Origin of the sequence: Mesorhizobium sp. M2A.F.Ca.ET.037.01.1.1, from assembly GCF_003998075.1 — a bacterium.
GTDB lineage: Bacteria > Pseudomonadota > Alphaproteobacteria > Rhizobiales > Rhizobiaceae > Mesorhizobium.
Window position 1 is genome coordinate 1 of record NZ_RZSA01000072.1, and the last position, 12007, is coordinate 12007.

At 65.9% G+C, this 12007-nt stretch carries 10 protein-coding genes and 1 pseudogene; 1 reads left to right on the top strand and 10 read right to left on the bottom strand.

Annotated elements, in window-relative coordinates; all coding sequences use genetic code 11:
* The 9 genes and pseudogenes from EOA27_RS06170 to EOA27_RS06210 form a co-directional block, all read right to left on the bottom strand.
* Positions 1-398, bottom strand: a pseudogene (locus tag EOA27_RS06170) (hypothetical protein); the annotation flags it as partial.
* Complete coding sequence (locus EOA27_RS06175; RefSeq protein ID WP_126079947.1) at positions 395-2383, bottom strand: hypothetical protein; 1989 nt, start codon at positions 2381-2383, stop codon at positions 395-397. The pseudogene EOA27_RS06170 and the gene EOA27_RS06175, both read right to left, overlap by 4 nt.
* Positions 2384-2739: 356 nt before the next feature.
* Positions 2740-3681 (bottom strand): alpha/beta hydrolase, encoded by a 942-nt coding sequence (locus tag EOA27_RS06180; RefSeq protein ID WP_127255755.1) that lies wholly within the window; start codon positions 3679-3681, stop codon positions 2740-2742.
* Positions 3682-3707: 26 nt separating this feature from the next.
* A complete protein-coding gene (locus EOA27_RS06185; protein ID WP_126079946.1) occupies positions 3708-4490 on the bottom strand; it encodes a carnitinyl-CoA dehydratase in 783 nt (260 codons plus the stop codon).
* Positions 4483-6561 carry an acetate--CoA ligase family protein gene (locus EOA27_RS06190; protein ID WP_126079945.1) on the bottom strand — a complete coding sequence of 693 codons (2079 nt, stop codon included), beginning with the start codon at positions 6559-6561 and terminating at the stop codon, positions 4483-4485. Before EOA27_RS06190 ends, EOA27_RS06185 begins: the two co-directional genes overlap by 8 nt.
* A 63-nt stretch (positions 6562-6624) precedes the next feature.
* On the bottom strand, positions 6625-7788 hold the full coding sequence (locus EOA27_RS06195; RefSeq protein ID WP_126079944.1) for an acyl-CoA dehydrogenase: 1164 nt from the start codon (positions 7786-7788) through the stop codon (positions 6625-6627).
* A gap of 4 nt (positions 7789-7792) precedes the next feature.
* The gene (locus EOA27_RS06200) at positions 7793-8926 is read right to left on the bottom strand and encodes a carnitine 3-dehydrogenase (protein WP_126079943.1); all 1134 of its coding nucleotides are present in this window, start codon (positions 8924-8926) and stop codon (positions 7793-7795) included.
* A complete protein-coding gene (locus EOA27_RS06205) occupies positions 8923-9555 on the bottom strand; it encodes an HD domain-containing protein (protein WP_126079942.1) in 633 nt (210 codons plus the stop codon). The genes EOA27_RS06200 and EOA27_RS06205 overlap by 4 nt, the downstream gene beginning before the upstream one ends.
* Before the next feature lie 14 nt (positions 9556-9569).
* Positions 9570-10493 carry a 3-keto-5-aminohexanoate cleavage protein gene (locus EOA27_RS06210; protein WP_126079941.1) on the bottom strand — a complete coding sequence of 308 codons (924 nt, stop codon included), beginning with the start codon at positions 10491-10493 and terminating at the stop codon, positions 9570-9572.
* 124 nt (positions 10494-10617) lie between these two features.
* Between EOA27_RS06210 and EOA27_RS06215 the strand changes: the two genes are divergently transcribed.
* A complete protein-coding gene (locus EOA27_RS06215; protein ID WP_126079940.1) occupies positions 10618-11598 on the top strand; it encodes a GlxA family transcriptional regulator in 981 nt (326 codons plus the stop codon).
* Here the strand turns inward: EOA27_RS06215 and EOA27_RS06220 are convergent.
* The coding region (locus EOA27_RS06220) for an HAD-IA family hydrolase (RefSeq protein WP_145970272.1) at positions 11579-12007 on the bottom strand (429 nt) is incomplete at its 5' end. The two genes, EOA27_RS06215 and EOA27_RS06220, sit on opposite strands and share 20 nt — an antisense overlap.

Below are 12007 nucleotides of genomic sequence, written 5' to 3' on the forward strand. Positions count from 1 at the left end.
ATCTGCAGGCCGTGCGGCAGCTGGTCCCTGAAATCGAGCCTTGTCGCCTTGAGCAAGGCCGCCACGCTTGGCCGGTCGAAATCCTGCGGGTCGCCATGGATGCCGAAGCTCAGGACATATTCGACCGTATCGCAGCTTCTCTGGCCGCCTTTCTTGGTGAAGAACGGCACGATCCGCGCAAGTTCCGCGTTGATGCCGCGTGACGCCGGATTGGCGGCCTGGCTGGTCGTGGCCGGAGCCTGGTCCTGGGCGACAGCCGGCAGAGCCGGCATCATGGCGACCGCGATACCGGCCGCCATCAGCCAGCGCGCGCCGCGCCTGGCATATGACAGGGGCTTCATGATCGTTTCCAAGACGGTTTCGCGCGAGGCGAAGCGGGAGTGGGCGAGATCGCTCATCTTTCCCTCCTCGGCACTTCGCAGTCGACGGCTGGCGTTCTGAGCGGCAGTGTCATCTTGCAGCAAGGGTAGTAGCCGCCCTTGTCCTGGTCGGACTTGCGGTAGAAGCAGAGCCCGACATTGACGGTATCGCCCGGATCATGGCCGGTGATGTCGACCGTGTAGGGCTTGCCCGGGACATGCGACATGGGGGTGGTCACCCCGACGCCGGGCGTCCTGGACTGCGCCTTGATGGAATCGCCGCCGAAGCCGGCGTGGTCATGGAGAGTGAGTTCGGCCCGCAGCCCGCGCGGCGTGCAGTAGTAATGCACGTCCTCAACATCGACGCAGGGCGGCAGGTTGCCGGGCGGCGGGAAGTCGGGCGGATAGAACGGAGGCAGATAGCCGCCGGGGATTTCCTCGTAATAGCCGGCGCGGCCCTCGCAAGGACGCCAGACCCTGACGTCGCCGACATGGCCTTGCACGTCCGGGTCCTCGAAATAGCCGTCGAAATCGACGAACCAGGAGCCGAAGGGCGGCACGTTGGCCGGCTTGACCAGCCCGCTCGGGGTCAGCTGCACGCCATGCACGGCAAGCGGCCCGCCGGCGGCGAGCCGCTCGGCAAGCTCCGGATTGTCGCGCAATTTGTCGCCGGTGTTGACGACGGTGTCGGTGCAGACGGACGTGTCGAGATTGCCTTCGGCATCATAGCGATATTGCAGGTCGACGCCGCCGGCCGACTGGCGATTGCCCTGCGGGAAGCCGATCGCATATTCCGATGGAACCTCGACCCAGGCCGATTCCGTCGCCGGATCGTCCGGGTCCTCGCGCCAGTAGCGGATCAGCTCGCCTTTGCCGGAGGAGGCGAAGCGGCTGTAATCATAGCGATTTTCGATCGGGCCGCGCTGGGCGAGATACATGAAGCCCTTGTTGTCGAAGGCGATGTCGGTGACCGCATAATCCTGGTCCGCCTTGACCGTCAGCTCCCAGCGCGGATCGCCTGCGAAGCTTCCGTCGCTCGCAATGCCGACCGACCAGATTTCGGCCTTCTCGCCGACGGAATAGTAGAGCCGGCCGCCATGATAGGAGACGGCCCAGACCCGGCGCGCATCCTGCGTGTAACCCCAGGTCGCGGGGTCTTCGGCGTCGAAGGCCGCGCCCTGGATGTCCATTGGGACGCCGTCGTCGGCGACCGGGGCCAACCCATGCGCCGGGCGCCCGGCGATGCCATGGTCGAAGCTGTCGATCGGATTGCCCTCGATATCGATGCGCTGAATGAGCCCCGTGTCGAGATCCGAAGCGAAGAAATCGCGATGGGTCGGATCGAAGGCGAGGTTGCCGATGCCTGGCCCGCTGTTGGTGTCGATGTCGGCGAATTTGGAGACGGCACCCGTGATGCCGTCGATCTTCCAGATCGTGCCCGGGCCGCCTCCATTCTCGGTACCGAACTGGCCATCCATGAAGACCGCGCCCGCGGCGCCGCGGCGCTGCCGTTCCGGCCTTCCATCACTGTCCGCGTCCGAGGTGACGATCTCGACGCCGTGCAGCGAGGTCGCGGCCGCATAGAGGTTGGGAACGCCCGACGGCACGCCGTCGCGCACGCCATCGTCATAGGCGAGGCCGAACACCTCGCCGATCTGGCCGGCCGTCACCTCGAAGGGCGGCGGCGTGAAGACAAGCTGGCCGGAAGCCGGTCCCCCGAGATGCGAGACGTTGAAAATGCGCAAGGATGCGCGCGACGTGTCGATGAAGGTCTCGTCGACCGGGTCGACGCCGGGCGGCAGACCCCCCTTTTCGGAATCGGGAGGGTCGAAATCGGGAATGATGGTGCCCGGAAAGCCGGTGACCGCCATCGATCCGGGATAGATGATCTCCTGCGCCTTCGCCGCGCCGCCGAGCCACAAGCCGGCGGACAGCGCCAAAGCGAGAATTCCGCTGCCTGTCGCGATTGCGCGGCGCAAACGGCCGCCACGGGAACGCAGGAACGAGCCGCGAACGCCAGACATTGAACTCCCCCCGAAGCCGCTGGGAGAAACGTCCGTTCTTGCCGCGCCAACCAGGGCAAGGCGCGGCGTTGCGGCACGTTCTTCCCCGATCGAATTGTCTGTTTTCCTCTTTGCGACGATACGCCGGCTGCCGGGCAGGGTCAACGGAATCAGCCGGAAGCCTAGCGCGTCGACCCCATCCCGAAGGCGGTGATCGCGCCGGACTCCCGCTGTTCCCGGAGACCGCGAAGTCTCTGGGTTTTTTGTCATGGCGGCTTTCCTTTCCGGGCCGCACCATCGCGGCGCCTGGCCGTCAGTCGCCCGCCGGCGGGGAAAGGTTCATGTCAGGATAGCGGAGCGGAAAGCGCCCTGGGATGTCACCAGATCCAGTCGCCGCGCCCGAGCGCCGAAACCGCCTCGACGATGCGGGTGAAGCTGGTCCGCGCCCGGCCCACCATGTGCCGGGCCCTGAGGTATCCATGCACCAGCCCCGGCTCCTCGAACCAGAAGGCGTGCCCGCCAGCCGCGACGATGCGGTCGCGATAGGCTTCGCCGTCGGATGACAGCGGGTCGCATTGCGCGGTGATCAGCACGGTCGGCGGCAGGTTTGCGAAATCGGCGTCGGCGAGCGGGCAGAGCGTGATGTCGCCGGTCAAGTCGACGCCGCCAGTGCGGACATGCTTGTAGAAGTCGAGGTCGCGCAAGGTCAGCATCGGCGCCTCGGCATGCGTAACGTAAGAGCCCTTCGAGTGGTCGCCGCCGAGGCCGGGATAGATCAGCACCTGGCCGGCCGGCTTCTTGGCATGGCCGCGCGTCGCATGCGCAACCGCCGCGCAGAGATTGCCGCCGGCGCTGTCGCCGCAGAGCAGGACCGGGCAGTCATAGGTCTTGGCGGCCCATTCGAAGGCGTCCATGGCGTCGTCGAAGGCCGCCGGGTGCAGATGCTCCGGCGCCAGCCGGTAATCGAGCGAGACCACATCGAAGCCGGTGCGGGCGCAAAGCTCGGCGCAGACATCGTCATGGCTGTCCAGCCCGCCAAGGATGAAGCCGCCGCCATGGATATAGAGCACCATCGCGGCCTTGTTCGGAACGGCGTTGCGGTAGACGCGGATCGAGATGCTGTTGGTCGGCGCGGCAACGACAGTCGTCTCCGCCGTCACGCCTTGGGGGTAGCCGGCAAAGAACTCCCGGCACATCCGGTCGTAGATCGCCCGCTGCTCTTCGATCGTGTAGTCGATCGTGTCCGGCGGATAATAGGAGTTGGTCTTCTCGATAAAGGCCCACGTTTCCGCGTCGATGAGGGTTCTGTAGTCGGTCATGATGGATGACGCCGTTATCTCCGACGTTATCGTCCCTTCCACACCGGATCGCGCTTCTCGGCGAACGCCCGGAAGCCTTCAATATTGTCTTCCGACCCGTAGAGGATATCGACCGTCGGCAGTTGCCTCCTTGTCACCTTGTTCATGGCGTCCTGGAAGGTCAGCGCCTCGGCCACGCGCGCCGTCTCCTTGATCGAGGCGAAGACCAGCGGCGGACCGCTGGCCAAAAGCCTTGCGATCTCCCAGACGCGCTCTTCCAGCTTGTCCTTGGGCAGCACCTCGTTGACCAGGCCCCAGCGATGCGCTTCGGCGACATCCATCCAGCGGCCGGTGAACAGGAGGTCCATGGCGATGTGGTAGGGAATGCGCTTCGGCAGCTTGATGGTCGCGGCGTCGGCAAGCGTGCCGGCGCGGATCTCGGGCAGCGCGAAGGAGGAATGGTCCGAGGCGTAGATGAGGTCACAGGACAGCGCCAGCTCGAAACCGCCGCCCACCGCCATGCCGTTGACGCAGGCGATCACCGGCTTGTTGAGGTCGCGCAGTTCCTGCAGCCCGGCGAAGCCGCCGACGCCATAGTCGCCGTCGACCGCATCGCCGGCTGCCGCCGCCTTCAGGTCCCAGCCGGCGCTGAAGAACTTGTCGCCGGCCGTCTTGACGATGGCGACGCGCAGCTCCGGATCGTCGCGGAACGCCTTGAAGGTCTCGCCCATCAGCCGCGATGTCTTGAGGTCGATGGCGTTGGCCTTCGGCCGGTCGAGCGTGACCTCGAGGATCGCGCCTTCGCGGCGGGTGGTGATGACGTCAGCCATTCTTCTTTTCTCCAAGCACCAAGAGGGCGTCCGCGATCCATGCGCCCTTGCCTTCGGCGCAGACGATGAGCGGGTTGATGTCGAGTTCCTCGATCTCGCCTTCGTTCTTCTGCACGAAGTCGGCAATGCCGGAGATGGCGTCGATGGCGGCGTTGACGTCGGCCTTCGGCCGGCCGCGATAGCCCTCGAGGAGAGGATAGAGCTTCAGCCCACGCAATGCCGCCTCGATGTCGTCGCGCGTCGCCGGCAGCATCAGCGTCACGCTGTCGCGCAGAAGTTCCACCAGCACGCCGCCGGTGCCCAGCGTCATCACCACGCCGAACATCGGGTCGCGGGTGAAGCCGACGATCAGCTCGGCGACGCCGTCGCGCACCATGCGCTCGGCATAGAGCCCGGTGCCGAGCGGCAGAAGGTCGTGCGCGGCGGCGCTGACGGATTCGGCATCCTTGAGGTTCAGCCTGACGGCGCCGACTTCCGACTTGTGCGTCACGCCGAGCGCCTTGAGAGCGACCGGGAAGCCGAGCGTCATGGAGGAGATCACCGCCTCGACCGCATTGGAGGCGCGCTCGCCCTTCGGCACCGACAGGCCGGCCTTGATCAGCCTTTCCTTGGCTTCGGCCTCGTCCGGCGTCACGCGCTTGGCCTCGGACGCACCGGCGGCCGTCGTGTCGACTGGCTGCGCCTGCGGCTCGCGCCAGGCCCAGCCGATGAAAGCGGCGGCCTGGGCGGCATCCATGGCTTCGGAAATGCCGAACAACGGCACCATGCCCCGCGCCATCAGGCCTGCAGTGTATTCCTCCGGCAGGTTTTCCGGCAGCGAGGAGACGATCGCGCCTTGCGCCCTGTTGGTCTTCAGCGCCGCTTCGAAGGCGCGCAGCGTCGCCCACCAGTCGACGTCCGAGCAGCGGTCCGGGCGCGGGAAGTCGAGCACCAGCATGTTCAAGTCGAAACCGCCCGACACCATCGCGGTGAAGGTCGCGGTCATCGCCGGCTCGTTGTTCCAGATGAAAGTGTGGTAGTCGAGCGGATTGGCAACCGCCACCAGCGGGCCGAGCGTCGATTTGACATGCGCGCGATGCTCGGCCGTCAGGGCCGGGAAATGCACCCAGCGCCCCTCGGCGCTGTCCGCCATCACCGAAGCCTCACCGCCGGAGCAGCTCATCGAGGACAGCTTGTAGCCCGGCAGCGGCCCGGTGATGTGCAAAAGCTTCAGCGCCTCGATGAAGGCGGGGATGGAATCGACGCGCGCGATGCCGAGCCGCCTGAGGAAAGCGCCGGAAGCGGCGTCGGAGCCGGCGAGTGAGGCGGTGTGCGATACCGTCGCCTGCCTTGCCTGTTCGGAGCGGCCGACCTTCATGGCAATGATCGGCTTCTTCAGTTCGCGCGCCCGGGCCGCCAGCCTTTCGAAGCCCGCCACCGAATCGAAGGCCTCGATATGCAGGCCGAGCGAAGTGACGCGCTCGTCCTCGATGAGGCCGAGCGCCATTTCGGAGAGCCCGGTCTGCGCCTGGTTGCCCGCCGTCATCAGGAAGGCGATCGGCAGGCCGCGCTTCTGCATCGTCATGTTGATGGCGATGTTGGACGACTGCGTGATGATGGCGACGCCCTTGCCGCCCTCGGCCAGCCGTATGCCGCCATGCTGGTCGGGCCACAGCAGCGCGCCGTCGGCATAGTTGATCAGGCCGTAGCAGTTCGGCCCGATGATCGGCATCTGGCCGGCGGCGGCGACGAGCTCGGCCTGCAGCCGCTCGCCGTCCTCGTCATAGGCCTCGGTCTCGAGGAAGCCGGCGGCAAAGCAGACGGCGCCGCCGGCGCCGCGCTCGGCCAGTGCCTTGATCACCTCGATGGTGAGATGCCGGTTAACGCCGACAAAGGCGGCGTCCGGCGCGCCAGGCAGGTCGGCGACGGAGCGGTACGCCTTGCGGCCGGCGACCTCATCCTTGGTCGGATGCACCGGCCAGATTTCGCCGGCAAAGCCCATCTTGATCGATTGAGCCACGACGGCGGCGGCCTGCGCCCCGCCGAACACGGCGATCGATTTGGGGCGCAGGAGACGTTCGAGTTTATGCATGGTCATCTTTTCGTTTGAGCATGTTCCCGTCCAAAGCCGGACCCGGCTTTGGACCATCATGCTCTAAGCTCCGAACGGACGCAGCAGCGCCCGCGAAATAATGTGTCGCTGAATCTCCGACGTGCCCTCCCAGATGCGCTCGACGCGCGCATCGCGCCAGATGCGCTCCAGCGGCAGGTCGTCCATCAGCCCCATGCCGCCATGGATCTGGATGGCTTCGTCGGCGACGAAGGCGAGCATCTCGGTGGCCTTCAGCTTGGCCATCGCCATGTCCTGGTCGGTGACGGTGCCCTGATCGTATTTCCAGCCGGCTTCGAACACCATCAGATCGGCGGCCTTCAGCTCCGTCGCCATGTCGGCGAGCTTGAAGGAAACGCCCTGGAACTTGCCGATCTGCTGGCCGAACTGCTGGCGCTGCGCGGCATATTCGATGGCGTGCGACAGAGCGCGCTCGGCACGGCCGAGACAGGTGGCGCCGACCTGCAGGCGCGTGGCGCCGAGCCACGAATTCGCGACGTCGAAACCCTTGTGCACCTCGCCGAGCACCTGGCTTGCCGGCAGCCGGCAATCGTCGAATTCAAGGATCGAGTTGGTGTAGCCGCGATGCGAGACATTGCGGTAGCCGTCGCGCACCGTGAAACCCTTGGTGCCCTTGTCGACGAAGAAGGCGGTGATCTTCTTGCGCTTGCCGCGCGGGGTCTCTTCCTCGCCGGAGGCCATGAAACAAATCGCGAAATCGGCGAGATCGGCGTGGCTGATGAAGTGCTTGGTGCCGTTGAGCACCCAGCCCGAGCCGTCCTGCACGGCGGTCGCCTTCATGCCGCGCAGGTCGGAACCTGCGCCGGGTTCGGTCATCGCCAGGCAGTCCCACTTCTCGCCGCGGATGCAGGGGAAGAGGTATTTCTCGCGCTGCTCCGGCGTGCCGGCGAGCAGGATGTTGGAGGGACGCGCCACGCAGGTCCAATGCAGCGCGTAATTGGCGCGGCCGAGCTCCTTCTCGTAGAGCAGCCAGCTCACCGTATCGAGCCCGGCGCCGCCGACATCGGCCGGCATGTTGGCAGCGTAGAGCCCCGCTTCGATCGCCTTCGCCTTCAATTCGTCGATCAGCTCGCGGCGCAGCACGCCGGTGCGCTCCACCTCGCGCTCATGCGGGTAGAGCTCGTTCTCGACGAAGGCGCGGGTCGTCTCGACGATAAGTTTCTGCTCTTCCGAAAGACCGAAATACATCGCCTCAGCCCTTCTTCTTGCCGCTCTTCTTCTTCGGCTTTTCGACCTTTACCGCCTTGGCCGGTTTCGCAGCCTTTGCCGGCTTCGCGGCCTTCTTCGCCGGCTTGGCCGCTTCGGCCTTGGCGGAACTCTTCTTCGCCGCGAGTTTGGCGAGCTGCCTGGTATAGTCCTTGTGCAGCGCGCCGGCGCCCCAGCCCTTGCCCTTGTTCTGCCTCGACAGCGCTTCCATGATCGCGACCAGATTGTCGTCGCGGATTTTCTCCAGCTCGCGGATCGAAAGCCCGTGCGCCTGCTCGTCCGACTGGGTGGCGATCAGGTCGACCAGCTCGTCGTTGAATTCCGGCACGTCCATCAGCTTGGTCCAGGGCCATTTCAGGCAAGGCCCGAACTGCGCCATGAAGTGACGCATGCCCGCCTCGCCGCCGGCAACGCGATAGACCTGGAACATGCCCATCTGCGCCCAGCGCAGGCCGAAGGAATAGCGCATGATGTCGTCGAGTTCCTCGACGGTGCAGATGCCGTCCTTGACCAGCCACAGTGCCTCGCGCCATGCGGCTTCGAGCAGGCGGTCGCCGACAAACGCCTCGATCTCCTTGCGCACCACCACCGGTTTCATGCCGATCGAGGCGTAGAGCTCCTTGGCGACCTCGATCGCCTCGGGGAAGGTCTGCTCGCCGCCGACGATCTCGACCAGCGGCAGAAGATAGACCGGGTTGAATGGATGGCCGACGACCAGCCGCTCCGGGTGCTTCTTCATCGCCACCTGCATGTCGGTCGGCTTGATGCCGGAGGTCGACGAGCCGACGATGGCATTGGCCGGCGCATGCTGGTCGATCTCGGCCAGCACCTTGTGCTTGAGGTCGAGCCGCTCCGGCACGCTTTCCTGGATGAAATCGGCGTCGGCCACCGCTTCGCCGATGGTCTTGGCGAAGGTGAGTTTGCCTTCCCTGGGGAGGCCGCCCGGCAGCATCTGCTTGTAGGCGCGGCGCGCGCCCTTCATCACTTCGCCCACCTTGCGTGACGCTTCCGGATCCGGATCGAAGATCGACACGTCGATGCCGTTCAAGAGCAGTCGCGCCACCCAGCCGGCGCCGATGACGCCGCCGCCGATGGCGGCCGCCTTGTTGATGATGCTCATGGGCAGGCTCCGGTTCTTGTCTTGGCTGTATCGGGATTAGTAAGGGCCACACGCTCGCCGGCGCGGATCACTGTCGGGTCGTAGGCCTTGCGGGCGAACACTTCGAGCACGAAGGGCCGGAAGAACTCGATCGGCAGCGTCTCATAGTCGGGGTCGAAGCTCGACTGGTCCCAGCGCTCGCAGAACTGGTCGCAATCGTCGAAATAGAGGTGTCCGGCGAAGTGGTCGCGGGCGTGGCGATTGCCGCCCAGATGATGCGCGTAATAGAGGCGCTGGAAATCGCCGTGCTTTTCCACCACCCAGGTGCATTGCTCGCGCACGAAGGGTTTTAGGATCGCAGCCGCATATTCGTCGTGGTTGTAGGGCGCATAGATGTCGCCGATGTCATGCAGCAGCGCTGAGACGATCCAGTCCGTGTCGGCGCCATCCTGCCAGGCGCGCGTCGCCGCCTGCAGCGAATTGCCGAGCCGGGTGATCTTGTAGCCCGACAGACCCTCGTCGAGCTGCACCAGCGCATCGAGCAGCCGGTCGCCGGTCTTGGCGGCATAGTCGATCTCATGGGCAGTCAGGAATTCGTAGTCTTCCTTGTCGCCGTCCTTCATCGCGGTGAATTTGACGGTGTCAGTCATCGCAAATTCCTGCCTTAAGCTGCAGCAGCTAGGGGCGCCCGCTTGGTGAGATTGAGCTTCTTGCGCACTTCCTCCGGCCCGAGGATCCGCGCGCCGAGATTGGTGACGATGCTCGCGGCGCGCTCGACGAGCTGCGCATTGGTCGCCAGCACGCCCTTGTCGAGCCACAGATTGTCTTCCAGTCCGACGCGGACATTGCCGCCGGCAAGCACCGCCGCCGCGGCATAGGCCATCTGGTTGCGGCCGATCGAGAAGGCCGACCAGTTCCAGGTCGAGGGCACATTGTTGACCATCGCCATGAAGGTGTTGAGGTCGTCCGGCGCGCCCCACGGCACGCCCATGCAGAGCTGCACCAGAGCGTCCGCGTTGAGCACTTTCTCCTCGACCAGTTGCTTGGCGAACCACAGATGTCCGGTGTCGAAGGCCTCGATCTCGGGCTTGACGCCCAGCGCCGTCATCATGCCGCCCATGGCGCGCAGCATGCCGGGCGTGTTGGTCATCACATAGTCGGCTTCGGCGAAGTTCATCGTGCCGCAATCCAGCGTGCAGATCTCCGGCAGGCACTGGCGCACATGCTCCATGCGGTTGGTGGCGCCGCCCATGTCCGTGCCTTTTTCGTTGAGCGGCAGCGGCGCCTCGGGCGAGCCGAACACCATGTCGCCGCCCATGCCCGCGGTGAGGTTCAGCACCACGTCGACATTGGCTTCGCGGATGCGCTCGGTCACTTCGCGATAGAGATGCACGTCGCGCCTAGGCTTGCCGGTCTCGGGATCGCGCACATGGCAGTGGACGATCGCGGCGCCCGCCTTGGCGGCGTCGATCGCCGAATCGGCGATCTGCTTGGGCGAGCGCGGCACATGCGGGCTGCGGTCCTGCGTGCCGCCGGAGCCGGTCACGGCACAGGTAATGAAGACCTCACGGTTCATCGCAAGCGGCATCGTCTATCCTCCCAGGGTCGATCGGCCATGCGTGCCGCCAAAGCGGAAGCCTGTTGGGCTGTGCACGGGATGGATACAGAATGACCGACTTGCCGGAAACTGTTTTGCGTTTTACGAAGCTCTCATGATCAAAAGCGAAAAGCCGCCCATCTTTCGGCCCGAGCGCGAGACGCTCAAGGTGACGTTCCTTGTGTTCTCGGGCTCGTCGATCATGTGCGTGGCCTCGGCCGTCGATCCGTTGCGCGCCGCAAACCGCATCTCGGGCGAGACGCTATTCGATTTCAAGCTGGTCTCGGTCACCGGCGAGGCGCCGGTCACCACTTGCGGCCTCCCCGTGGCCGTCAGCGGCCGCTTCGATGCCGCCGAGCCGACCGACATGCTGGTCGTCGTCGCCGGTTTCGGCACGCAGAACTACGCCACCTCGGCGCTGCTTGCCGGCCTGCGCCGCGCGGCACGCGCCGCGCGCGCCTGCGGCGGCGTCGAGGCCGGCACCTGGCTGGTGGCGCGCGCCGGGCTGCTCGAAGGCCGCAGCGCCACCACCCATTGGGAGGACATGGAGGATTTCTCCGCCGCATTCCCGGGCGTCGACGTGCGGCCGGACCGCTATGTCATCGACGGGCCGGTGTTCACCTCCGGCGGCGCCTCGCCGACCTTCGACCTGATGCTGCATCTGGTCCGCACCAGGCTCGGCATGGCCGCCGCGCTCGATGTGGCGAGCGTCTTCATCTACGATCAGGCGCGCGCCGCGACCGACGCGCAGCCGCTGGTCTCGCTCGGCCGGCTCGACGGCTACGATCCCAGGCTTGCCCAGGCGATCCGGCTGATGGAAGCGCATGTCGACCAGCCGCTCACCATTGACGCCGTGGCCAAGCGCGCCGGCGTCACGGCAAGAACGCTGGAAAGCATCTTTCGCAAATCGATCGGCGAGACGCCCGGCGCCTATTATCTGAGGCTGCGCCTCAGCGCCGCCCGTCGCCTGGTGGTCGACACGCGCATTGCCATGGCCGACATCGCCGGGCGTACCGGCTTTTCGTCCGCAGCCGCGTTTTCCAGGGCATTTTCAAGAGCTTTCGGCGAAGCGCCGGTCAGATTGCGGCGCGGCTGAATATCCACTCGGCTGCTGCCGCGAGATCGTCGACCAGCGCTGCGGGAGCCGGATCGAAGCGTGTTTCGTCGCCGGGACGATATTTGCCGGTGCGCACCAGAAGCGCCGCGCCCAGCCCGGCGCGCAGCGCGCCGGCGACATCGCCCTCGGCGTCGTCGCCGACCATGACCGCATCGGCCGCCGGGCAGTCCAGGTCCGCAAGCGCCGAGAGAAAGAAATCCGGCGACGGCTTGCCGAGCACCACGGGGCTTCGTCCGCTGGCGAATTCCAGCGCTGCGACGAAGGCGCCGGCGTCGAGGCTGAGCTGGCCGTCGGCATCCTTGAAGGTGCGATTGACGGCAAGCGCCACGAAATCGGCACCGGCGGCAAGCTCGCGGAATGCCCGGTTCAGGCTCGCATGGTCGAAGCC

What these genes read in the sequence shown, in the direction of transcription:
- EOA27_RS06180 (WP_127255755.1), bottom strand. Translation starts at nt 3,681, where the DNA reads ATGACCGACTACAGAACCCTCATCGACGCGGAAACGTGGGCCTTTATC.
- EOA27_RS06210 (WP_126079941.1), bottom strand. Translation starts at nt 10,493, where the DNA reads ATGCCGCTTGCGATGAACCGTGAGGTCTTCATTACCTGTGCCGTGACC.
- EOA27_RS06205 (WP_126079942.1), bottom strand. Translation starts at nt 9,555, where the DNA reads ATGACTGACACCGTCAAATTCACCGCGATGAAGGACGGCGACAAGGAA.
- EOA27_RS06175 (WP_126079947.1), bottom strand. Translation starts at nt 2,383, where the DNA reads ATGTCTGGCGTTCGCGGCTCGTTCCTGCGTTCCCGTGGCGGCCGTTTG.
- EOA27_RS06215 (WP_126079940.1), top strand. Translation starts at nt 10,618, where the DNA reads ATGATCAAAAGCGAAAAGCCGCCCATCTTTCGGCCCGAGCGCGAGACG.
- EOA27_RS06195 (WP_126079944.1), bottom strand. Translation starts at nt 7,788, where the DNA reads ATGTATTTCGGTCTTTCGGAAGAGCAGAAACTTATCGTCGAGACGACC.
- EOA27_RS06190 (WP_126079945.1), bottom strand. Translation starts at nt 6,561, where the DNA reads ATGCATAAACTCGAACGTCTCCTGCGCCCCAAATCGATCGCCGTGTTC.
- EOA27_RS06185 (WP_126079946.1), bottom strand. Translation starts at nt 4,490, where the DNA reads ATGGCTGACGTCATCACCACCCGCCGCGAAGGCGCGATCCTCGAGGTC.
- EOA27_RS06200 (WP_126079943.1), bottom strand. Translation starts at nt 8,926, where the DNA reads ATGAGCATCATCAACAAGGCGGCCGCCATCGGCGGCGGCGTCATCGGC.